The sequence below is a fragment of the Agromyces excoecariae genome (assembly GCF_051715505.1).
In the GTDB taxonomy this organism is placed as follows: domain Bacteria; phylum Actinomycetota; class Actinomycetes; order Actinomycetales; family Microbacteriaceae; genus Agromyces.
In genome coordinates, this window is record NZ_JBPSLA010000010.1 from 24,418 (window position 1) to 46,289 (window position 21,872).

General features: G+C 72.9%; 22 protein-coding genes. 6 read left to right on the plus strand and 16 right to left on the minus strand.

From position 1 onward, the window contains the following. Nucleotides 1-2 precede the first annotated feature (2 nt). From ACSJD1_RS10190 to ACSJD1_RS10230, 9 genes are read right to left on the minus strand one after another with little or no spacing between them, the layout of a single operon-like run. Nucleotides 3-914, minus strand: coding sequence for an alpha/beta hydrolase (locus ACSJD1_RS10190; protein ID WP_438855199.1), 912 nt, complete (start codon nucleotides 912-914; stop codon nucleotides 3-5). Next, on the minus strand, nucleotides 911-1,675 hold the full coding sequence (locus ACSJD1_RS10195) for a 3-hydroxybutyrate dehydrogenase (protein ID WP_438855200.1): 765 nt from the start codon (nucleotides 1,673-1,675) through the stop codon (nucleotides 911-913). The genes ACSJD1_RS10190 and ACSJD1_RS10195 overlap by 4 nt, the downstream gene beginning before the upstream one ends. After that, nucleotides 1,672-2,331, minus strand: a complete 660-nt coding sequence (locus ACSJD1_RS10200) for a TetR/AcrR family transcriptional regulator (RefSeq protein WP_438855201.1) — start codon at nucleotides 2,329-2,331, stop codon at nucleotides 1,672-1,674. The genes ACSJD1_RS10195 and ACSJD1_RS10200 overlap by 4 nt, the downstream gene beginning before the upstream one ends. After that, on the minus strand, nucleotides 2,328-3,917 hold the full coding sequence (locus tag ACSJD1_RS10205; protein WP_438855202.1) for a class I adenylate-forming enzyme family protein: 1,590 nt from the start codon (nucleotides 3,915-3,917) through the stop codon (nucleotides 2,328-2,330). Before ACSJD1_RS10205 ends, ACSJD1_RS10200 begins: the two co-directional genes overlap by 4 nt. Continuing rightward, nucleotides 3,910-4,998: a branched-chain amino acid ABC transporter permease gene (locus ACSJD1_RS10210; protein ID WP_438855203.1), complete on the minus strand. Its 1,089-nt coding sequence runs from the start codon at nucleotides 4,996-4,998 to the stop codon at nucleotides 3,910-3,912. The genes ACSJD1_RS10205 and ACSJD1_RS10210 overlap by 8 nt, the downstream gene beginning before the upstream one ends. A gap of 8 nt (nucleotides 4,999-5,006) precedes the next feature. After that, on the minus strand, nucleotides 5,007-5,882 hold the full coding sequence (locus tag ACSJD1_RS10215) for a branched-chain amino acid ABC transporter permease (RefSeq protein ID WP_438855204.1): 876 nt from the start codon (nucleotides 5,880-5,882) through the stop codon (nucleotides 5,007-5,009). Then, nucleotides 5,882-6,610: an ABC transporter ATP-binding protein gene (locus ACSJD1_RS10220; RefSeq protein ID WP_438855205.1), complete on the minus strand. Its 729-nt coding sequence runs from the start codon at nucleotides 6,608-6,610 to the stop codon at nucleotides 5,882-5,884. The genes ACSJD1_RS10215 and ACSJD1_RS10220 overlap by 1 nt, the downstream gene beginning before the upstream one ends. Beyond that, the gene (locus ACSJD1_RS10225) at nucleotides 6,607-7,365 is read right to left on the minus strand and encodes an ABC transporter ATP-binding protein (protein WP_438855206.1); all 759 of its coding nucleotides are present in this window, start codon (nucleotides 7,363-7,365) and stop codon (nucleotides 6,607-6,609) included. Before ACSJD1_RS10225 ends, ACSJD1_RS10220 begins: the two co-directional genes overlap by 4 nt. A gap of 49 nt (nucleotides 7,366-7,414) precedes the next feature. Beyond that, nucleotides 7,415-8,611, minus strand: a complete 1,197-nt coding sequence (locus ACSJD1_RS10230; protein WP_438855207.1) for a substrate-binding domain-containing protein — start codon at nucleotides 8,609-8,611, stop codon at nucleotides 7,415-7,417. Between the two features lie 154 nt (nucleotides 8,612-8,765). Between ACSJD1_RS10230 and ACSJD1_RS10235 the strand changes: the two genes are divergently transcribed. Together ACSJD1_RS10235 and ACSJD1_RS10240 are read left to right on the plus strand one after the other, a co-directional pair. Next, entirely contained in the window at nucleotides 8,766-9,950 is a 1,185-nt protein-coding gene (locus tag ACSJD1_RS10235; protein WP_438855208.1) for an acetyl-CoA C-acetyltransferase, read from the plus strand. Nucleotides 9,951-10,041: 91 nt separating this feature from the next. Then, nucleotides 10,042-11,322: a low temperature requirement protein A gene (locus tag ACSJD1_RS10240; RefSeq protein ID WP_438855209.1), complete on the plus strand. Its 1,281-nt coding sequence runs from the start codon at nucleotides 10,042-10,044 to the stop codon at nucleotides 11,320-11,322. Nucleotides 11,323-11,348: 26 nt separating this feature from the next. Here the strand turns inward: ACSJD1_RS10240 and ACSJD1_RS10245 are convergent, their stop codons facing one another. From ACSJD1_RS10245 to ACSJD1_RS10270, 6 genes are all read right to left on the minus strand, one after another. Continuing rightward, nucleotides 11,349-11,639 carry an SHOCT domain-containing protein gene (locus ACSJD1_RS10245; RefSeq protein WP_438855210.1) on the minus strand — a complete coding sequence of 97 codons (291 nt, stop codon included), beginning with the start codon at nucleotides 11,637-11,639 and terminating at the stop codon, nucleotides 11,349-11,351. Nucleotides 11,640-11,795: 156 nt separating this feature from the next. Further along, complete coding sequence (locus ACSJD1_RS10250) at nucleotides 11,796-12,458, minus strand: response regulator (RefSeq protein ID WP_438855211.1); 663 nt, start codon at nucleotides 12,456-12,458, stop codon at nucleotides 11,796-11,798. Beyond that, nucleotides 12,455-13,639 (minus strand): sensor histidine kinase, encoded by a 1,185-nt coding sequence (locus ACSJD1_RS10255; RefSeq protein WP_438855212.1) that lies wholly within the window; start codon nucleotides 13,637-13,639, stop codon nucleotides 12,455-12,457. Before ACSJD1_RS10255 ends, ACSJD1_RS10250 begins: the two co-directional genes overlap by 4 nt. Nucleotides 13,640-13,719: 80 nt before the next feature. Continuing rightward, nucleotides 13,720-15,045: a M50 family metallopeptidase gene (locus ACSJD1_RS10260; protein ID WP_438855213.1), complete on the minus strand. Its 1,326-nt coding sequence runs from the start codon at nucleotides 15,043-15,045 to the stop codon at nucleotides 13,720-13,722. Nucleotides 15,046-15,120: 75 nt separating this feature from the next. Beyond that, a complete protein-coding gene (gene dxr / locus ACSJD1_RS10265) occupies nucleotides 15,121-16,206 on the minus strand; it encodes a 1-deoxy-D-xylulose-5-phosphate reductoisomerase (RefSeq protein ID WP_438855214.1) in 1,086 nt (361 codons plus the stop codon). 24 nt (nucleotides 16,207-16,230) lie between these two features. Beyond that, the gene (locus ACSJD1_RS10270; RefSeq protein ID WP_438855215.1) at nucleotides 16,231-16,869 is read right to left on the minus strand and encodes a 4'-phosphopantetheinyl transferase family protein; all 639 of its coding nucleotides are present in this window, start codon (nucleotides 16,867-16,869) and stop codon (nucleotides 16,231-16,233) included. A 79-nt stretch (nucleotides 16,870-16,948) separates the two neighbouring features. On the opposite strand from ACSJD1_RS10270, the gene ACSJD1_RS10275 reads away from it, so the two are divergent. Both ACSJD1_RS10275 and ACSJD1_RS10280 read left to right on the plus strand, forming a co-directional pair. Next, nucleotides 16,949-17,710 carry a lysophospholipid acyltransferase family protein gene (locus ACSJD1_RS10275; RefSeq protein WP_438855216.1) on the plus strand — a complete coding sequence of 254 codons (762 nt, stop codon included), beginning with the start codon at nucleotides 16,949-16,951 and terminating at the stop codon, nucleotides 17,708-17,710. Between the two features lie 92 nt (nucleotides 17,711-17,802). Beyond that, a complete protein-coding gene (locus tag ACSJD1_RS10280; RefSeq protein ID WP_438855217.1) occupies nucleotides 17,803-18,717 on the plus strand; it encodes a hypothetical protein in 915 nt (304 codons plus the stop codon). A gap of 85 nt (nucleotides 18,718-18,802) precedes the next feature. Here the strand turns inward: ACSJD1_RS10280 and ACSJD1_RS10285 are convergent, their stop codons facing one another. After that, entirely contained in the window at nucleotides 18,803-19,282 is a 480-nt protein-coding gene (locus tag ACSJD1_RS10285) for an OsmC family protein (RefSeq protein ID WP_438855218.1), read from the minus strand. A gap of 103 nt (nucleotides 19,283-19,385) precedes the next feature. On the opposite strand from ACSJD1_RS10285, the gene gabT reads away from it, so the two are divergent. Both gabT and ACSJD1_RS10295 read left to right on the plus strand, forming a co-directional pair. Continuing rightward, nucleotides 19,386-20,771 carry a 4-aminobutyrate--2-oxoglutarate transaminase gene (gene gabT, locus ACSJD1_RS10290; protein ID WP_438855219.1) on the plus strand — a complete coding sequence of 462 codons (1,386 nt, stop codon included), beginning with the start codon at nucleotides 19,386-19,388 and terminating at the stop codon, nucleotides 20,769-20,771. Nucleotides 20,772-20,774: 3 nt separating this feature from the next. Continuing rightward, nucleotides 20,775-21,764, plus strand: coding sequence for an asparaginase (locus tag ACSJD1_RS10295; protein WP_438855220.1), 990 nt, complete (start codon nucleotides 20,775-20,777; stop codon nucleotides 21,762-21,764). Nucleotides 21,765-21,872: the final 108 nt, after the last annotated feature.

Consider the following 21,872-nt stretch of genomic DNA (forward strand, 5'->3'; position numbering starts at 1 on the left):
CGTCAACGCGTCCCGACGGATGCCTCCGCGTCGGCCTCGGCGAGCCGCGGTGCGACGACCGCGGCGACCCGGGCGGCGCCCGCATCCGTCATGACGATGGTGTAGTGGTTGAGCTCCGCGACCTCGGTGACGCGGAGCGCCGGCATCCGTTCTGCGTCCGCCGCCACCCGTTCGGCAGGGTACAGGGCCTCGGGCTGATCGAGCATCCCGCGCTCGGCGCGGAGGAAGTCGACCGGGGCCGGAAGTCCGAGCAGGTCCTCGAGGTAGCCGTCGCCGCCGTCGAGCTCGAGCACGTTCTGGGCGACCGCGTCGGCCCGCGACGAACTCCGCAGTTCCGGCTCCGCGCCGACGAGGTCGTAGGCGACGTAGTCGGCGACCCACTCGTCCCAGGCCGGGCCGATCGCCGGGTGCGCCTTCCAGAAGTCGGCGTACGCGTCGTGGTCGGCGAACCGCATCTCGAGTCGGGCGATCGCCGGGCCGAGCACGGCGGCGGCGACCTCCTCGGGGTCGAGGCCTTCGGGGTGCGGGATCGGCAGGCCGCCGTCCACGAGCACGAGCCCGGCGATGCGGTCGGGGTGCGCGGCCGCGAAGCGCACGGAGACGAACGCGCCCATCGAGTGCCCGACGACGAACGCCCGCTCGATGCCGAGCGCGTCGAGCACGCGCAGCTGGTCGTCGGCGTGGTCGCGGAGCGACCACGGGCCGGGCAGGTCGGCCGAGCGGCCGCGCCCCCGAAGGTCGGGCGCCACGATCCGCCGTTCGGGCAGGGCCCCGGCGACATGGTGCCACGCGCGGTGGCTCGCCGTGATGCCGTGGATGGCGAGCATCGGCACGCCCGCGGCATCCGCCCGCCACTGGCCGCCCGCGAGGTCGCCGCCGCGGACCGGCGCGGAGAAGGGCTCGGGTCCGGTCATCGCGCGCTCCATCCGCCGTCCATCGTGTAGCTGGCACCGGTCACCATGCGGGCGTCCTCGCTCGCCAGCCAGCGCACGAGGCTCGCGACCTCGGCGGGCTCGACGAGGCGCTTGATCGCCGACTCGGTGAGCATGACCTTCTCGACGACGTCCTCTTCCGGGATCCCGTGCACCTTCGCCTGGTCGGCGATCTGCTTCTCGACGAGCGGCGTGCGCACGTAGCCGGGGTTCACGCAGTTCGACGTGACGCCGTGCGGGCCGCCCTCGAGGGCGGTCACCTTCGAGAGCCCCTCGAGGCCGTGCTTCGCGGCGACGTACGCCGACTTGAACGGCGAGGCGCGCAGCCCGTGCACGCTCGACAGGTTGATGACCCGGCCCCAGCCGCGCTCGTACATCCCCGGCAGCGCGGCGCGGATGAGCAGGAACGGGGCCTCGAGCATGATGCGCAGGATCAGCGAGAACCGCTCGGGCTCGAACTCCTCGATCGGGCGCACGTGCTGGATGCCCGCATTGTTGACCAGGATGTCGGCGTCCAGCGCGAGGTCGGCGAGCGACGCGGTGTCTCCCAGGTCGACCTGCCAGGCCTCGCCGCCGATGCGCTCGGCCGCCGCCGTCGCCGCCTCGCCGTTGAGGTCGGCGATCGTCACGTGCGCCCCGGCCTCCGCGAACGCCTCGGCGCACGCGAGGCCGATGCCGCTCGCTCCCCCGGTGACGATCGCGCGCCGCCCCGACAGCGCGGTCGATCCCGACAGTCCGGTCATGAGTCCTCCCCTTCGCTGCGGCGATCGCCCCGTCCCAGGGCGCCGCCGATGAATCGCATCATCTCGTCGAGCACGTGCTCGGGCACCGCATCGGTTCCCGACGCGGTCGGGTCGGCGTCGTCGCCCGGCCCGTCGCCGTTGCCCCAGAGCACCCAGCGCATGCCGATCATCTCGCCGATGCCCATGAGCGCCCACGCGGCGACGGTCGGGTCGATGTCGCCGATCTCGCCGTCCAGCTGGGCCTCGCGCAGCCCGTCGATGTAGCCCTCGACGATGCGCGTGTAGTGCAGCCGGAGCGCACCGGGCGAGACGAACTCGGCCTCGCGGACCACCCGGTAGAGCGCCGGGTGCTCGGCGGTGAAACGGAAGAACGCCGCGAAGCCCTCGCGCTCGGCCTCGAGCCGGGTGGTCGCGCCGCGCGCTCCCTCGCTCATGGCGTGCCGCACGCGCTGGTTCAGGTCCTCGACCAGTTCCTCGAACACCTCGAGCTTCGAGTCGAAGTACAGGTAGAACGTGCCCTGCCCGACGCCCGCCCGCTCGGTGATGCGCGAAACGGAAGACTCGGTGTACCCGTGCTCGGCGAACACGTGCTCGGCGGCCTCCAGGATCCGGCGGCGGGTCTGCTCGCCGCGCGCGGTGCGTGGTGCGGCGCTCATGCGCCGGCTCCCTCGGCGGGACCGGTGGCGGCCGCGGCCTCCGCCGCCTCGTCCTCCCGGAGGCGCGCGGCCCGCTCCCCCAGCACGCGGCGGAGCGTCTTCGCCGCCGTCGAGCGCGGGATCTCGTCGATGAAGCGGATGTCGCGCGGGACCTTGTAGCCCGCGAGCGAGGCTCGGGCGAACTCCGCGAGCTCGGCGGCATCCGTGATCGCACCGGCCCGGAGCACGACCCAGGCCGAGCCGACCTCGCCCCACCGGTCGTCCGGCACGCCGACCACCGCGACATCGGCGACCGCCGGGTGCGCGATGAGCACCGACTCGACCTCGGCGGGCGAGACGCCCTCGCCGCCCGAGATGTACACGTCGGTGAGCCGGTCGATGATCGTGAAGTAGCCGTCCGCGTCACGGCGCACCAGGTCGCCGGTGTGGAGTCGGCCGTCGTGGAGCGCCGCGGCCGTGGCGGCCGGGTCGCGGAAGTATCCGGCGAACACGCCCGGCCCCGACACCAGCAGCTCGCCCTCGGCCGCCCCCTCGAGGAGCTCGCCCGTGGCCGGGTCGGCGACCGCGACGTCGACGTGCGCGTACGGCAGGCCGGCCGACCCGACGCGTTCGCGGGCCTCGCGGTCGGGCAGGCACAGCACGTTCGGCGACGCCTCGGTGAGGCCGTAGCCCTGCGTGAGCGCGACCCCGCGGGCGTGCCAGGTGCGCAGGAGCGCCGGCGGCATCGGGGCGCCGCCGACCACGGCGTGTCCCAGGCTCGAGAGGTCGGTGTGGGCGAAGTCGGGGTGCTGCGCGAGGAACAGGTAGTTGGCGGGGACGCCCATCATCGTCGTGATGCCGCGCTCGGCGACCAGCCGGAGCACGCGCCCGGGGTCGAAGGTGCGCTCGAGCACGACGGTCGCCCCCGACCACCACGCGAGCAGCGGCTGGATGTTCCAGCCGCCGACGTGGAACTGCGGCATGACCGCGAGGACCACATCGTGCTCGGCGATCGCGATGGTCTTCGACAGCGAGAGGTTGGTCCAGAAGCAGTTCGCGTGCGTGAGCATCGCGCCCTTCGGCCGCGAGGTCGTGCCCGAGGTGAAGACGACGAGCAGCGTGTCGTCGTCTCGCACCTCGGTGCGGGTCCACGCAGCCTCGCGCCGCGCGCCCGGGTGCGGCACGCGCTGCTCGACGCCGTGAGCGCCGAGTGCGGCGACCGGGATGCGCCGGGCGAGACGGCCGAGCGTCGCCCGCGAGAGCGTCTGGAACTCGTCCTCGACGAGCAGGAGCACCGGGTCGGCGATCTCGAGCTGCTCCGAGAGCTCGCGCGGCGAGAGGCGCCACGACAGGGGCACCAGCACGAGCCCCGCCTTCGCGCACGCGAAGAACAGCACGACGTGGTCGGCGCTGTTGCCGGTGATCGTCGCGACCCGGTCGCCGATCGCGTAGCCCCCGGCGCGGAACGCCGCGGCCAGCCGTTCGGCGCGCTCGTCGAGCTCGCGGTAGCTGATCGAGACGCCGCGGTCGTCGATCGCGATCGCGTCGGGCGCCGTGCGGGCCCGGTCGGCGGTCCACCGGCCCAGGGTGCAGGCTCCGTCAGGCATCGACCGTCTCCTCCGGTTCGGCCGGGTGCTGCTTGCGGCCCGTCGCGATGCGGGCGGGCAGCCCCGCGATGCCCCCCGGGAGGAACAGCACCACGAGCACGAACAGCGTGCCCAGGATGAACAGCGGCTCGGACAGCGGGACCCGGAGGATGTCGGGCAGGGCGGCGATCGCGTCCGACCCGGCGAGCGCCGTGAGGCGCTGGTCGAGCAGTGTGTAGACGATACCGCCGACGATCGCGCCCCAGCGGGCCCCCACTCCGCCCAGCACGACGATGACGAGGAGCGTCAGGGTGAAGTCCGCCGTCGCGATGCGCGGCGCCGCGCCCGACTGGAGCAGCAGGTAGCCCATTCCCGCGACCGACGCCAGGACCGACGCGGCGATGAAGACGAGGAGCTTGACGTTGTACGGACGCAGGCCGATGACGCGGACGCGCAGCTCGTTCTCGCGGATCGCCTCGGCGACGTGGCCGGCACGGCTCTTCTCGACCCAGAGCACGACGAGGTAGACCAGCACGAGGATGCCGAGCGCGACCCAGTAGAGGTTCCGGGTGTCGACGACGCCCACGAGCTCCGGCGGGACGTGCGCGGTGTCGAGCGCGAGGCCCTCGTCACCGCCCGTCGCGCTGCCCGGGTTGCGGCGGATCAGCACCGAACCGGCCTGGGCGAACGCGAGGGTGACCATCGCGAACGAGATCCCCGTGACCCGCAGGGCGAGCGCGCCGACCGTCGCGGCGAGCACGAACCCCAGCACGAGCGTCACGGCGATCGCCACGGTGAAGACGAACGCGCTCGGCCACTCGGCCGGCCCGAACGCCTCGAGCGTCATCGCGAGCCCGTAGGCGCCCGCGGCGAAGAACAGCGCGTGGCCGAACGACAGCAGTCCCGCGAGCCCGAACATCATCCGGTAGGTGAGCGCGAGCGCGGCGATGAGCAGCGCGAACGCGAGCAGCTGGAGCGTGCCCGGCGTGTAGGTCGGGCCCGGCAGCACGCCGGGGATGTCGATCGCGAAGAGCGGCAGCACGGCGAGTGCGACGACGAGCAGGATGCCGCCGATGACGAGGCGGAGCGACGCAGCGGTCATGCGATGTTTCATGCGGCCTTCCCCATGAGTCCACGCGGGCGGATGAGCAGCACGGCGGCGAGGAGCACGACGACCACGAGGTCGCCCGTGCCGCCGAGGTAGAAGTTCGCGAACTGCTGCAGCACCGCCACGAGCACCGAGGCGATCGCGGCGCCCGTGAGCGAGCCGAGGCCGCCGATGACGGTGACGATGAACGCGAAGATCAGCAGCACCGAGCCGAGGTGCGCCGACACGTACCCGTAGTAGACCGAGGCCAGGACCCCGCCGAGGCCGGCAGCGGCGCCGCCGATCGCGAACACGAGCGTGAACGAGCGCCGCACGTCGATGCCCAGCGCGGTGACCATGTGCCGGTTCTCGACACCCGCGCGGATGATGAGGCCGTACCGGGTCCTCTTCAGGAAGAGCACGATGCCGCCGAGCACGAGCGCCGCGCACGCGATGAGCACGAACCGGTCGTTCGGGATGCGGGCGCCCAGGATCTCGGTGGTCTGCGTGAGCCACGCGGGCCGGTCGGTGTAGATCGGGTCGGTGCCCCAGATCCCCTCGAACAGTGCGACCGCGGCGAGCGAGATGCCGACCGTCACGAGCGCCTGCTCGATGTGCCGCTCGTAGAGACGGCGGATGATGAACACCTCGGTGAGCACCGCGACCGTCGCGCCGACGAGGATTCCGACGATCGCCGAGATCACGAGGCCCGTCCACGTTCCGTCGGAGATCCGGCGACCGGCCTCCCAGCCGAGGAAGGCGGCGATCGTGAGGAACGCGCCGTGGGCGAAGTTCAGCACGCCCATGAGGCCGTAGATGAGCGAGAGGCCGCTCGCGACGAGGAAGTACAGGGCTCCGAGGCCGAGGCCGGTGATCACCAGCAGCACGAGGGTGTCCATCAGGCGGCCTCCCGTTCGTCGTGCACGCCGAGGTAGCGCTGGACGCGGTCGTGGTCGTCGAGGAGTTCCGCGGCGGAGCCCGCGAAGACGACGCGGCCGCTGCTCAGCACGACGACGCGCTCGGCGAGGCGGCGGACGACGAGCAGGTTCTGCTCGACGAGGAGGATCGGCGTGGTGCGCGCGGCCTCGGCGAGGGCGTCGGCGACCTCGTCGACGATGCGCGGGGCGAGCCCCTTGGTGGGCTCGTCGACGAGCAGGAGTCGGTTCTCGTTGACCAGCGCTCGCGCCAGCGAGACCATCTGCTGCTGGCCACCGGAGAGCGTGCCGGCGCGCTGGTCGCGTCGGGCCTCGAGGTCGGGGAAGAGCGAGGCCACGAGCTCGCGTCGCGGCGAGCGGTCGCGCTCGGCGAGCCGCAGGTTCTCGGCCACCGTGAGCGAGCCGAAGACCTCGCGGTCCTCCGGCACGTAGGCGACGCCGCGCTGCACGATGCGGTGCGTGGGCACCCGGTCGATGCGCTCGCCCGCCAGTCGGATCTCGCCCGACCGGTCGATGAGGCCGAGGATCGACTTGATCGTCGACGTCTTCCCGACGCCGTTGCGGCCGAGGAGTGCCGTGACCCCGGTCGCCGGGACGTCGAACGAGACGTCCTCGACGACCTGCTGGCCGGCGATCCGGCCGTACAGGTTGCGGAGGCTCAGGATGGGTTCGTCCGCGACGGGCCCGCTCACGCGGCGGTCCCGAGGTAGGCGGACTGGACGGTGGGGTTCGCCATGACGGCCTCCGGGGAGTCGGCGGCGAGCAGTTCGCCGTGGTGCATGACGGCGACCCGGTCGGCGAGACCGAGGACGACGTCCATGTGGTGCTCGACCATGAGCACGGTGCGCCCGCCGCGATGGAGCCCGCGGATGACCTCGGTGAGCGCGGGGACGTCGGCCGAGCCGACGCCCGCCATGGGCTCGTCGAGGAGGATCACGCGGGGCTCCATCGCGATGAGCATCGCGATCTCGACCTTGCGCTTCTCGCCGTGCGAGAGCCCCGAGGCGCCGGCATCGGCCCGATGGGGCATGCCGACCTCCTCCAGGGCCGCGAGGGCACGCCGGGTCGCGGCATCCGTGCGCCGGGGGATCCGGAACACGGATGCCGCGCGGCCCTCGTGCGCCTGGGCGGCCAGCCGCACGTTCTCGAGCACGTCGAGAGCCGGGAAGAGGCTTGACGTCTGGAACGTGCGGCCGAGGCCGGCCGCGGCGCGTCGGTGCACGGGGTGGGCGGTCACGTCGGCGCCCCCGAGGCGCACGACGCCCTCGGTGGGGCGGAGGACACCGGAGACGATGTTGAAGAGGGTCGTCTTCCCGGCGCCGTTCGGGCCGATGACGCCGAGCATCTCGCCCTCGGGCACGGTGAGCGACACGTCCTTGAGGAGGTGCGCGCCGCCGATGCGGAGGGTGACGTGCTCGAGTTCGAGCGCCGCGTGGTTGTCGGTCATGATCGCGAGTGCGTTCCGTTCCTGGTCGGTTCGGGTCGGATGGCCCGGCTCAGCCTGCGACCGGGGGCGCGACGGTCTCGGCGTCGACGGTCTCGATGAGCTCGGGGGCCCATCCGTCGGCGCCCTCGACGAGCTTCACCTGGTACATCGGCTGGATCAGCGCGTGGTCCTCGGCGCGGACCGTGACCTCGCCCTTGACGGACTCGAACGTCCAGCCCTCGAGCGCGTCGATCATGGCGTCGACGTCGTCGCCGCCCTCGCGCACGGCCTGCACGATCATCTGCGCGGCCACGAAGCCGTCGACCGAGAACAGGTCGGGCACGGTGCCCGCGTCCTCGAGGCGCGTGATCATCTCGTCCTCGATGTCGGTGCCGGCGGCGCCGCCGAAGTAGTGGTTCAGGAACGAGATGTCGGCCGAGGCATCGCCGTAGGCCTGGTAGGTCGCGACGTCGCCGAGGCCCGTGACGACCGGGGCGGCGTCGAACACGCCCTGCTGCTGCAGTGCGGTCCACATCGCGCCGGAGGAGGCGCCCGCCCAGGCGACGAAGATCAGGTCGGGCTGCGCGTCGATGAGCTGCTGCGCGAACGGCGTGAACTCGGTCGCGTCCTCGGCGACGAGCACGCCCTGGACCTCGGCGCCCTGCCCGCCGAGCACGGCCTCGACGCCGGCGAGGTTGCCCTGGCCGAACGCGGTGTCCTGTGCGAAGACGACGACCTTCTTCCCGTCGGGGTCGCCGATGAACGTGCCCGCGGTGGCCACGTCCTGGTAGGTCTGGCGACCCGAGCGGAACGTGTAGTCGTTCACGCCGGTGATCGCGTCGGCTGCGGCCGGGCCGGAGATGTAGAGGATCTCGTTCTGCTCGGCCTGCTCGGCGAGCGAGAGCGCGATGCCCGAGACGACCGTGCCGGCGAGCACGGTCGTGCCCTGGCCGATGAGGTCCTTGGCCTTGGCGACCGCGGTGTCGGGGTTGCCCTGGTCGTCCTCCCACGTGATGTCGAGCTCGCGGCCGTCGACCTCGCCGGTGCCCTCGGTGGCGTAGTCGAGGCCGGCCTCGAAGCCGGCGGTGTAGGCCTCGCCGTAGGCGGCGAGGGGGCCGGTCTGGGACGTGATCATGCCGATCGCGACGGGAGCGGCGTCCGCCGTGTCGGCGTCGCCTCCCCCGGAGGTGGTCGGCGCGCAACCGGCCAGGGTGATCGCCGCGGCGGCGACGAGCGCCGGCGCGAGGTACTTCGGTGTAACTCGCATGCTGTGAGCCTCTCTGAGTGACGACGGTGTCATGAAACCTGACAGGTGGTTCAGGTCTCAGGAACGTACACTAGAGTCGATCGCGCACGACGCGCAACCCGGACCGGTGCGCCCACCCCGTGCACCCCCACCGAGACGAAGGAGTCCCACCGTCATGAGCTTCCCCGACGTCGTCATCGTCGCCGGCGCCCGCACGCCGTTCGGCCGCATCGCCGGCAACCTCGGCAGCCGAACCGCCGTCGAACTCGGCACCGTCGCCATCCGCGGCGCCCTCGAGAAGGCCGGGGTCTCCCCCGACGACGTCGACGCCGTGATCATGGGCCAGGTGCTCCAGGCCGGCGCCGGCCAGAACCCCGCCAAGCAGTCCGCGGTCGCCGCCGGCATCCCGTGGCGCGTGCCCGCGATCACGCTCAACAAGGTGTGCCTGTCGGGCCTCGTCGCGATCGCCGACGCCGCCCGGCTCATCCGCCTCGGCGAGGCCGAGGTCGTCGTCGCCGGCGGCCAGGAGTCGATGACCAACGCCCCGCACGTCCTCCCCGGATCGCGCACGGGCCACCTCTACGGCAGCGTCGAGCTCCTCGACGTCACCGCGCACGACGGACTCACCGACGCGTTCGACCACGAGTCGATGGGCGCGTCGACCGAGCGCTTCAACGCCAGGTACGGACTCGGCCGTCCCGAACAGGACGAGATCGCGGCGCTCTCGCACGTGCGCGCCGGCAAGGCCCAGGCCGACGGCGTCTTCGACGACGAGATCGTGCCCGTCGAGATCCCGCAGCGCAAGGGCGACCCCGTCGTCGTCGCGACCGACGAGGGCGTGCGCCCCGACTCCACGCCCGAGACCCTCGCGAAGCTCCGTCCGGCCTTCGCCGAGGGCGGCGCGATCACGGCGGGCAACTCCTCGCCGATCTCCGACGGCGCCGCGGCCGTCGTCGTGGCGAGCCGCGCCTGGGCCGAGGAGCGCGGCCTGCCGTGGCTTGCGCTCGTCGGAGCGTCGGGCCAGGTGGCCGGACCCGACAACTCGCTGCACTCGCAGCCCTCGAACGCGATCGCCGCGGCCCTCGACCGCGAGGGCTGGACGGCGGGCGACCTCGACCTCGTCGAGATCAACGAGGCGTTCGCCGCCGTGTCGCTGCAGTCGATGAAGGACCTCTCCCTCGACCCCGAGAAGGTGAACGTCCACGGCGGTGCGATCGCGCTCGGCCACCCCATCGGCGCCTCCGGCGCCCGCCTCGCCCTCCACGCCGCGCGCGAGCTCGCGCAGCGCGGCGGAGGCCGGGCGGCCGTCGCCCTGTGCGGTGGCGGCGGGCAGGGCGAGGCGCTGCTGCTCTCGCGCTGACCTGCGACGCCGGGCCCGGCCCGTGCCGAGGTGGCCCCCGCTGTGATGGAATGGGGCCCCACGGCACGGGCCGGTCCGACGAGGAGGCGCGATGAGCGAGGCGACCACGGACGCCGCGGGGCGCGCGGCGCACCGGCCCATGCGACTCGACCACCGGCTGCGCCGCATGACCGGCCGCGACCCCGACGAGCCCCACCGCGCAGCCACGCCGCTCGAGCTCTTCTTCGACCTGGTCTTCGTCGCCGCATTCAGTGCCGCCGGAAGCCAGACCGCGCACCTGCTCGAGCTCGGCCACTTCGCCTCCGCCACCGCGGGCTTCGTGTTCGCGGTCTTCGCGATCGCCTGGGCCTGGATCAACTTCACGTGGCTGGCATCGGCGTACGACAACGACGACATCTTCTTCCGCGTCGCCACGATGGTCGTGATGATCGGCGTCATCGTGCTCGCGCTCGGGTTGCCCCAGGCCTTCCACTCGATCGACGCGGGCGGCGAGCTCGAGAACGGCGTCGTGGTGATCGGCTACGTGATCATGCGCGTCGCGGTCGTCGCGCTGTGGCTCCGGGCGGCGCGGCACGACCCCGCCCACCGCCGTGCCGCGCTCGCCTACGTCGTACTGGTCTCGACGGCGCAGGTCGGCTGGATCCTGCTGCTCGTCGCGAATCCCCCGCTCTCGACCGTGTTCATCGTCTGGATCGCCCTCGTCGTCTTCGAGATGGCGGGGCCGATCATCGCCGAGCGCGTCGGCGGCGGCACGCCGTGGCATCCGCACCACGTCGCCGAGCGCTACGGCCTGCTCGTGATCATCACGCTCGGCGAGATCGTGCTCGGCACGATCCTCGCGATCAGCGCCGTGGTCGAGGAGCAGGGGTGGGACGTCGAGGCCGTGCTCGTCACGGTCGGGGGCACGATGCTCGCGTTCGGGCTCTGGTGGGTGTACTTCACCATGCCGTCCGGGGCGGTGCTCGCGCGTCACCGCGAACGCGGATTCGTCTGGGGGTACGGGCACCTGGCGATCTTCGGCTCGCTCGCCGCGACGGGCGCCGGCCTGCACGTCGCCGCGTACGTCATCGAGGGCACGGCGCACATCGACGACACGACGGCGGTCCTCACGGTCGTGGTCCCGGTCGCCGTGTACTCGACGGCGCTGTTCGCGATCTACTCCGCGCTGCTGCGCGAGTTCGACCCGTTCCACATCCTGCTCTACGTCGGAAGCCTCATCCCCCTCGTCGCCGCGGTCGTGGTCGTCGCGAACGGTGCGAGCATGGGGAGCGGGATCGTCGTCGCATCGCTCTCGCCGATCGTCGTGATCGTCGGCTACGAGACGATCGGCCACCGGCACCAGGCGGCCGCGCTCGAGCGCTCGCTGGCCTGAGGTTCGCTCGAGCGCGGCCGCGGGCCTCAGCCGTTCGGCCGGCTCGCGCGGAGCACCTCGAGGCGCGCCCGGTACTCGGCCTCGTCGATGTCGCCCTGGGCGAACCGCTCGGCGAGCGTCGACTCGGCCGAGGCCGACCGGGCCCACGGCGGGCCGTCGGCGCCGCCCCATGCGCGCCGGCGGCGCGTGACGAGGAACACCACGAGTCCGATGACGAGGATCCAGAGGATGGGGACGAACAGGAACGCCCAGCCGAATCCGGCGCCCCACGGACCGGCGTGGGCGACCGCGGACGCGGCGGCGAGTGTGGTGAGCATGTCGGGACTCCTTGATCGTGCGGCCCCGGAACGGGCCGTCGGAACCAGCCTCGCCGCGGGCGACCGACGATGCATCCGCCGCAGGGCGGCACTGGCGCTACTCCCGAGGGAGCACGGCCCCGGCCGACGGCGGTCGTCGCCGCCCGCCCATGCCCGTCACTGCCAACCGGGCGCGACGAGGCCGGACTCGTAGGCGATGACCACGAGCCGGACCCGGTCGCGCGCGTGCAGCTTCGACATGATGCGCGAGACGTGGGTCTTCGCCGTCAACGGGCTGAGCACGAGCCGCTCGGCGATCTCGTCGTTCGTGAGGCCGAGCCCGACGAGGCGCAGCACCTCGCGCTCGCGATCGGTGAGCTCGTCGAGCGCGTCGCCGTCGGGCGCATCGCGGAGCCCCACCGACATCCGCTCGAGGAGGCGCCGCGTGACGCCGGGCGAGAGCAGCGCATCGCCCTCGGCGACGACGCGGACCGCTCGGATGAGGTCGACCGGCTCGGTGTCCTTGACGAGGAAGCCGCTCGCTCCGGCCCTGACCGCACGGACCACGTACTCGTCGAGTTCGAACGTCGTCACCACCACGACGCGCACCTCGGCGAGCGCCGGATCGGCGGCGATCTGCTCGGTCGCCCAGAGCCCGTCGCCGCCCGGCATCCGGATGTCCATGAGCACGACGTCGACGGGCTCCGCCCGCAGGAGCGCGAGCAGCTCCTCGCCGGTCGAGGCCTCGCCGACGACCGAGAGGCCGGGTTCGGCCTCGAGCAGTGCCCGGAACCCCGCGCGCACGAGCACCTGGTCGTCGGCGAGCGCGACCCGGATCATCCTGCGCCTCCCCAGGGCAGCCGGGCCGTGACGCGGGTCCCGCCTCGCGGCGAGCGTTCCACGGCGACCGTGCCGCCGAGCAGCGCCGCGCGCTCGCGCATGCCGAGGATGCCGCTGCCCTCGTCCGCACCGCGCAGTCCGCGACCGTCGTCGTCGACCGTGAGGAGCAGGTCGTCGCCCAGCCGTTCGAGGACGACGAACGCCCGCGACGCCTCGGCGTGCCGCACCACGTTCGTGAGCGCCTCCTGCGCGATGCGGTAGGCGGCGAACTGCACTGCGCGGGGCGGCGCCGATTCGAGCCGATCGACGAGCTGGGGCTCGAGGCCCGGCGCCGCGACCCCCGCCACCAGCCCAGGCAGGTCGGCGAGCTCGGCCTGCGGCGCGAGCGGAGCCGGGCCCTCACCATCGCCCTCGCCATCGCCCCGGATGACCCCGAGGACGGTGCGCACCTCCTCGAGGGCGGTCTTCGAGGTCGTCTTCACGTTCTCGAGCGCGCTGCGCGCCCGCTCGGGTTCGCGGTCCATCAGGTGCAGGCCGACGCTCGCCTGGACGTTGATCTGCGAGAGCGCGTGCCCGATGACGTCGTGCAGTTCGCGGGCGATCCGCATCCGCTCCTGCTCCTCCGCGGTCCGTCGTCGTCGCGCGAGGTCGGCGCGGTAGGTCGCCGCGCGCTCGCGCCGGACGCGCGCGAACGTCCCGATCCCGAAGCACGCGGCGAGGAGCGCGGTGGTGGCGGCGATGCGCAGCGGATGCCACGTCGGACCGAGGCTCGACGCGAGGACGATCGCGGCCACCCAGCCCGTGACGACCGAGACGACCGCCCACCCGAGTGCGCCGCGCGAGACCGCGAGGACGATCGCGAACGCGAGCGCCACGTACGGCGGCCCGACGTCCGGCGGCAGGAGCAGGTCGGCGAGGGCGAGCCCCGTGACCACCGCGACGGTCGGACCGGGCGCACGGCGGGCGGCGAGGAGCGCGAGCGGCCCGGCGATGGCGAGCCCGACCGAGAGGACCGCGACGCCCGCAGGCAACCGCATCCACGCTGCGATCGCGATCGCCGCCGGCACCTGGACGATGGCGCTGACGACCACCGGGGCGACGAGCACGGCCGTCGGCGAGGGCCGGAATCGCTCGGGTCGTCCGCCCCACGGGGCGGCGCCGTCCCAGGTCGGCGCGGGCATCTCCCGATCGTATCCCCGGTGCGCGGCGCCCGGATCGGCCGGCGGGATGGCGGCGGGCTACTCCTCCGGGAGTACCCCGATCAGAGCACGCTGATGGGCTTCACGATGTCGGCGTAGATGAGCAGCGCGCTCATGCCGCCGAGGACGATCACCATCGCGAACGTGAGGGGCATGAGCTTGGCGAGGTCGACGGGTCCGGGGTCCGGCCGGTTGCGGAGCTTCGCGAAACCGCGCCGGATGGCCTCCCAGAGCGCGCCGGCGATGTGGCCGCCGTCGAGCGGGAGGAGCGGGATCAGGTTGAAGACGAACAGGGCGACGTTGAGCGAGGCGAGGATGCCCACGAGACCCGCGGCGCGCGAGGCGATCGGCACCTCGTCGAGGCTCGCGATCTCGCCCGCCACCCGTCCGACGCCGACGACGGAGATCGGCCCGTTCGGGTCGCGCTCGTCCGGGCCGAACGCGGCGTTCGCGACGTCCACCAGCCGCTGCGGGAGGTTCACGATGATGCCGGCGACGGCCTGCACGTTCTCGCCGACCATCGGCAGCACGGCCGTGACGGGCTGGCGGACGGTCTCGGTCGCGGGCCCGATGCCGACGAACCCGACCTCGTCGGTGAGCGGCTCGCCGTCGGCCCCGGTAACCACCTGGCCCCGGTCGTCGACGACGTACCGTTCGCTGAGCAGCGGGGTGACCGTGAGCTCGACCTCCGCGCCGTCGCGGAGGACCACCACCGGGATCTCCTCGCCCGGGTGCTCCCGGATGATCGCCGTGGACCGGGTCCACGAGTCGATCGGCTCGCCGTCGACGGCGACGATCGTGTCCCCGGGTTGGATGCCGGCCTCCGCGCCGGGCGCCGCCGGATCCCCCGGCTCGCACGTCTGGCGCTCGCTGGTCGCGGGCAGTGCGCACTCGGAGACGGACCCGATCGTGGTGGAGGGCTGCGAGACGCCGAAGCCCATGAGGAGCACGCCGAAGAGCACGATCGCGAGCACGAGGTTCATGAACGGGCCGCCGAACATGACGACGATCCGCTTCCAGACCGGTAGGCGGTAGAACGCGCGATGCTCGTCGCCCGGAGTGATCGACTCGGCGCTCGAGTCCCGGGCGTCCTGCACGAGCGAGCGGAAGAAGCCCGTGCTGTCCTCCTTGGCGCGACCGTCCTTGCCGGGCGGGAACATGCCGATCATCGCGATGTAGCCGCCGAGCGGGATCGCCTTGACCCCGTACTCCGTCTCGCCCTTCCGCTTCGACCAGACCGTCGGACCGAAGCCGATCATGTACTGGGTGACCTTCACGCCGAAGAGCTTCGCGGGCACGAGGTGGCCGATCTCGTGCAGGCCGATCGAGACGGCGAGGCCGACGACGATGATGGCGACGCCGATCACGAACAGGAGCACGGATTCCACCCCGTCATCGTAGGGGCGATCCCTTGGCGCGCGCTGTCCGCCGACTGTGAACGGATGCCGCGGGCCCGCCCGGCGCTACGCCCGCGCGATGCGGAGGTCGGCCGCCCGCCGCGCCACCCGCTCCGCCTCGGCGAGCGAGTCGACCGTCAGCGCGCCGGAGGGCGACTCGTGCGCGTCGACGACCGCCTTCACGGTGTCGACGATCTCGGTGAACCCGATGCGGCCCGCGTGGAAGGCCGCCACGGCTTGCTCGTTCGCGGCGTTGAACACGGCGGGGTACTCGCCGCCGGCGCGGCCGACCTGCTTGGCGAGCTTCACGGCCGGGAAGGCCGCCTCGTCGAGCGGCTCGAAGGTCCACTGCTGCGCGCTCGTCCAGTCGAGCGGATTCCCTGCCGCGGCGACGCGGTTCGGCCAGTCGAGCCCGAGCGAGATCGGCAGGCGCATGTCGGGCGGCGACGCCTGGGCGATCGTCGAGCCGTCGACGAACTCGACCATGGAGTGCACGATCGACTGCGGATGCACGACGACCTCGATCCGGTCGTAGTCGACGGCGAAGAGCAGGTGCGCCTCGATCACCTCGAGGCCCTTGTTCACGAGCGTCGCCGAATTCGTGGTGACGACGAGGCCCATGTCCCAGGTGGGGTGCGCGAGGGCTTCGGCCGGAGTGACGTCGACGAGTTCCTCGCGTGGGCGACCGCGGAACGGCCCGCCCGACGCGGTGAGCACGAGCCGGCGGACCTCGTCGTGCGTGCCGGACCGCAACGCCTGCGCGATCGCGGAGTGCTCCGAGTCGACCGGCACGATCTGCCCCGGCGCGGCCAGCCGCGTGACCAGGTCGCCGCCGACGATGAGCGACTCCTTGTTCGCCAGGGCGAGGGTCATTCCGCGCTCGAGCGTCGCGAGCGTCGGCCCGAGCCCGACCGAGCCCGTGATGCCGTTCAGCACCACGTCGGCGTCGACGCTCCTGACGAGCTGCACGGCCTCGTCGATGCCGACCGCCGTGTTCTCGACCCCGAACTCCTCCGCCTGCCGTTCGAGCTCGGCGCGGTTGGAGCCGACGGCGAGGCCCACGACGTCGAAGCGCCGCGGATTCGCGCGGATGACGTCGAGCGCCTGCGTGCCGATGGAACCGGTGGACCCGAGGATGATGACGCTGCGCACACGCCAACTCTAGGCCGCGCCGCCTCAGCGGCGCGGGAGCAGGGCGACGGATGCCGCGACCCGGCCGGGCACGGCGACGTCCGCGATCCGGACGTCCTCCCATCGCGACCCGAGCTCGGGCACGCTCCGCGAGATGCGGGCCTCGCCGTGGTCGTCGCCGGGCATCGTCACCGCGATCCGCGAGGGTTCGACGACCTCGAGGTGGCCGACCGCGCGCAGGAGTGCGGACTTCCGCGCCCACAGCTGCGCGCGCACGAGGGCCCGGGCGGATGCGTCGAGTTCGGCCAACCGCTCGCGCTCGTCGGGGTGCAGCGCCGCGGCGTCCAGGATCGGCGCGGCGTCGGCCGCCGCCTCGACGCCGACCCCGACCGGATACCGCGTGCCGACGGCCGCGACGACCACGCCGGCGCCCGTCGCCGCGTCGGCGAACCAGGACCCGCCCGAGGGCGTCGTCGGATAGCGCACCACGGGGCTGCCGTGCCTCACACCGCACACCGGGCAGGCGTGGTCGAGTTCGACGTCGTCCGCCGGAACGCCGGCCGATGCGGCGAGGTGGGCCCGGAGCACCGAATCGACGCCGGCGCCGCGTCGGCCGCCCGCGGCGACCAGCACGCGGACCCCCGACTCGGCGAGCTCGACGACCTCGGCCGATGCGGTGTCCATCTGCCCATGATGGCGCACCCGCGCCCCGCTGCCGAGCAATATTCCGGGGTCCGCATACGGGCTGACGTAGCGTCGGAGGGTGAGTGAGATCGAGGCCGACGCCGTCCCGTCCCCGCCGTCGAAGCCCGGCCCGGTGTACGGGCTCGTGCGCGGCGTCCTCCGTCCGCTCGTCCGACTGATCTTCCGGCCCACGATCACCGGCGCCGAGCACGTGCCACGGTCGGGACCAGTGATCCTCGCCTCGAACCACCTGTCGTTCGTCGACAGCATCGTGATCCCGCTCGCGGCGCCGCGACCCGTGCAGTTCCTCGCGAAGTCGCACTACTTCACCGGCACCGGCGTCAAGGGCTGGATGTCGCGGACGTTCTTCACCGCGATCGGCGCCGTGAGCGTCGAACGCGGCGCCGGCGCGCAGGCCCAGACGGCACTCGACCAGGGGCGCCGCATCCTGGACTCCGGCAGCGCGTTCGCGCTCTACCCCGAGGGCACCCGCTCCCTCGACGGGCGGCTCTACCGCGGGCGGACCGGAGTCGCGTGGCTCGCCCTCACCACCGGAGCCGTGGTCGTGCCGGTCGGCCTCATCGGCACCGAGGAGATCCAACCCGTCGGCTCGTCCCTGCCGCGGGTGCGCCCGGTCACCGTGCGATTCGGCGAGCCGCTCGACCTCGGTCGGCACGGTGCCGCGACGTCGGGACGCGCCCGCAGGGCCGCGACCGACGAGATCATGGCCGCGATCCACGCCCTCACCGGTCAGGAACTCGCGGATGCGTACAACGAGGCGCCGCCGCAGGGCACGCTCGCGAAGATCGCCGACCGCGTCGCCCCGAGGGAACGCTTCTAGCTGCGCGCCGCCGTCGCCCTCCGGCCGGGGGTTCACCGGGATCGGTGGAGGTTCCCAGCGACCGGGCGGTCCGCACCGGTATCGTCGGCCCGATGAGGACCCGCTCCCGCGCCTGGATCGCCGCACTCGCGGCATCCGTCGCGCTGCTGCTGGCCGGCTGCGTACCGACCCCCGGGATCGAGCGCGACCCGACCTCCGCCGACCGGCGCATCCCGTCGACCGACCGGTTCGACCCGGGCTTCATCGTGAGCGACGACGCGTTCTACGACTCGGCCGCGATGACGGTGCGAGACGTCCAGGCCTTCCTCGAGTCGCGCGAGTGCCGGCCCGTCGACGACGTGCCGTGCCTCGCGGAGTACACCGAGGACGTCGAGCCCGTTCCCGCGGCCGGCCCACGGCATTGCACCGCGGTGCCGGGCGGCGAGGCGCTGCCCGCGAGCCGCATCATCGTCGAGGTCGCCGCCGCCTGCGGCATCAGCCAGCGAACCCTCCTCGTGCTCCTCCAGAAGGAGCAGTCGCTGCTGACACGGCCGAGCGCACGCGGGTACGAACGTGCAACAGGGTACGGCTGCCCGGACACCGCCGACTGCGATGCGAGGTACTTCGGGTTCTTCAACCAGGTCTACCGCGCGGCATGGCAGTTCCGGCAGTACACCGTCGAACCCGTCCGGCAGTTCCACGTCGGCAGCGTCGACGTGGGCTTCCACCCCGATGCGGCCTGCGGCGCCTCGACCGTGCGGATCCGCAACCAGGCGACGGCGAACCTGTACAACTACACGCCGTACCAGCCGAACGACGCCGTGCTCGCCGACCCCTCGGGCGGCGACCAGTGCTCCGCCTACGGCAACCTGAACTTCTGGCGCATCTGGAACCGCTGGTTCGGCGACCCCCATGACGAGCGGCTGCCGGCGTACTTCCCGCCCTGCTCGCGGCTCGTCGGCGGCTACCCCTGTCCGGCGCCCGCACCGCCCGGGTCGGGCCTCGCGCCGACCCCGGCCCTGCCCTGACGCGCTGCGACGCGTTCCCGCCGGTGCTCGGCCGGGTTGCCGAATCCGGCCCGATCGCCCGACGGCACCGGGGTGCCCGTCGGCCTCAGGCTCCGCGAACGAGCGTCGTCGGCTCGTGCCGAACGGGGAAGGCGACGGATGCCGCGATGAAGCACTTCTCGGAGGCCTCGTGGTGCAGCGACTCGGCGAGCTCTCGCATCGAGGGGTCGGCGACCGTGACCCGCGGACGGAGGACCGCTTCCTCGAGGCGCCCGCCACCGCGCCCGTCCTCGCGCATCGTCGCGATCGCCGCATCCTCGTAGCCGACCACCACGACCCCGTGGTTCACGGCGACGTGGAGGTAGGAGAGCATGTGGCACTCGCTGAGGGCGGCGAGCACGAGCTCCTCCGGATTCCAGCGATCGCGATCGCCGTGGAAGGCGCGGTCGCTCGAGCCCGCGATCTCGTGGAGCTTCCCGGTGGCGCGCACGGCGTGCTGACGGCCGTACGACCGATACGTCGTCGTGCCCTCCCCGCGGTCGCCCTCCCACTCGACCTCGATCGCGTAGTGGTGCTCGCCGAGCATGTCGCTCCCTCCCGCCCGGTGCGCCCGCTGCGCTCCGACGTCGTCGATCCTGCACCCGGCCGCCGACCTCGCACGGCGGCCCCGGGGTTAAGCTGGTCCGATCATGACTGACACCTGGATCCCCGTCGAATCCGTGCCCGCCGAATCGGCCGAATCGGCCACCGTGCCGCAGGAGCGACGGATCGTCACCGCTGTCCCCGGTCCCCGCTCTCAGGAGCTCCAGGCTCGGCGCACCGCCGTCGTGTCGGCGGGCGTGTCGAGCGTGCTCCCCGTCTACATCGAGCGCGCGCACGGCGCCGTCCTCGAGGACGTCGACGGCAACCGATTCCTCGACTTCGGCGCCGGCATCGGGGTGACCACGGCGGGCCACACGCCCACCCGCGTCGTCGAAGCCGCCACCGCGCAGTCGCGAGACGTCCTGCACACACTGTTCACCATCACCCCCTACGAGGAGTACGTGCGCGTGGCCGAACTGCTCGCGGCGCACACGCCCGGCGACTTCGCCAAGAAGTCCGTGCTCGTCAACTCCGGCGCCGAGGCGGTCGAGAACGGCGTGAAGATCGCGCGCAAGCACACCGGCCGCCGCGCGGTGGCCGTGCTCGACCACGCCTACCACGGCCGCACCAACCTCACGATGGCCATGAACTACAAGGCGATGCCCTACGGCACCGGATTCGGTCCGTTCGCCGGCGACGTGTACCACGCCCCGAGCTCGTACCCGTACCGCGACGGCCTGTCCGGCGCGCAGGCGGCGGCGCGTACCATCGCCTACCTCGACAAGGTCGTCGGCGCGTCCGACCTCGCATGCCTCGTCGTCGAGCCCATCCAGGGCGAGGGCGGCTTCATGGTCTACGCCGACGGCTACCTCCCCGCGCTCCAGGAGTGGTGCACGGCCAACGGCGTCGTCATGATCGCCGACGAAATCCAGTCCGGGATGGCGCGCACCGGCGCGTACTACGCGTCCGAGCACTTCGGCTGGACCCCCGACCTGGTGCTCACGGCCAAGGGCATCGCCGCCGGCTTCCCGCTCGCGGCCGTCACCGGTCGTGCCGAGATCATGGACGCCTCCCACCCCGGCGGCCTCGGCGGAACCTTCGGCGGGAACCCCGTCGCGTGCGCGGCCGCCATCGCGGTCTTCGAGACCATCGAGGAGGAGGGCCTGCTGGCCGAGGCGAGCCGCATCGAGGCGACCCTCACCGCCGGCCTCGAGCGGCTGCGCGGGAAGTACGACATCATCGGCGACATCCGCGGCCGCGGCGCGATGATCGCGATCGAGCTCGTCGAGTCCGGGACGGCGGAGGCCGCGAAGACGCCGAACGCGGCGGCCGTGTCGGCGATCGTCGCGTACGCCGCCCAGCAGGGCGTGCTGTTCCTCAGCGCCGGCACGTGGGGCAACGTCCTGCGGTTCCTCCCGAGTCTCCGCATGACCGACGAGCTCATCGAGGACGCGCTCGGCGTGCTCGACGACGCCTTCGCGTCCCTCGCCTGATCCGTGGGCGAGACCTTCGCGGCATCCGCCGCCGCACAGCTCGCCGTCGTCGATCGTGGCGGCTTCGTCGAGTCGCGCCACGTCGGCTCGGCCGTCGTCCTCGGACCCGACGGCGAGGTCGTGCGCGAGCTCGGCGACACGAGGGCCCCAGTGCTCCCCCGCTCGAGCATGAAGCCGTTCCAGGCGCTCGCCGTGATGACCTCGGGCGTGACCCTGCGCGGTGAGGATGCGGCCATCGCGACCGCGAGCCACACCGGGACACCGCAGCACGTCGCGCTCGTTCGCGGCCTGCTCGCACGCGTCGCCCTGCCCCCGTCGGCCCTGCGCTGCCCGGCCGAGTTCCCGACCGACCGCGCGTCGCGCGACGAGCTCGTCCGCGGCGGCATGCGACCCGAGTCCATCACGATGAACTGCTCGGGCAAGCACGCCGCGATGCTGCTCGCCTGCCACGCCAACGGCTGGCCGATCGAGGACTACCTCGACCTCGACCATCCGCTGCAGAAGCGCATCCTCGACGTGTTCGAGCGCCTCACCGGCGAGCGGCCGGCGGCCACCGTGATCGACGGCTGCGGCGCACCGGTGCACGCGGTCGGCCTCACGGCGCTCGCACGCGGCATCCAGAAGATCGCGTCCTCGTCGACGTCGTCGCCCTTCGCGCTCTTCCGCGAGGGGGCCGCGCTGACCGAGGGCGTGCGCGCGAACGGCTGGGCGATCGCCGGTCCGGGGCGGCCCGACTCGGTCGCCATCGACCGGCTCGGCGTGTTCTCGAAGTTCGGAGCCGAGGGTGTCCAGGTGATGACCGCCCCCGACGGCACCACCGTCGCACTCAAGATGCTCGACGGCTCGGCACGCGCGTCCGCGATCGTCGCCGCACGGCTGCTCGTCGGAGCGGGGGCGCTCGAGGCGTCGGCCGTCGACGCGCTCGAACCCGAGCTCGGCCTCGACGTGCTCGGGGGCGGACGCGTCGTCGGCCGCATCCGCGCAACCGTGTAGCGCGCCGGTCGAGCCGCGGCGACGTCGCGAACGAAACGGAGCGGCCGCGGCCCCCCCCCGGGGGGGGGGCCCCCCCGCCCCGGCGGGGGCCGCCCCACACAGGAACCG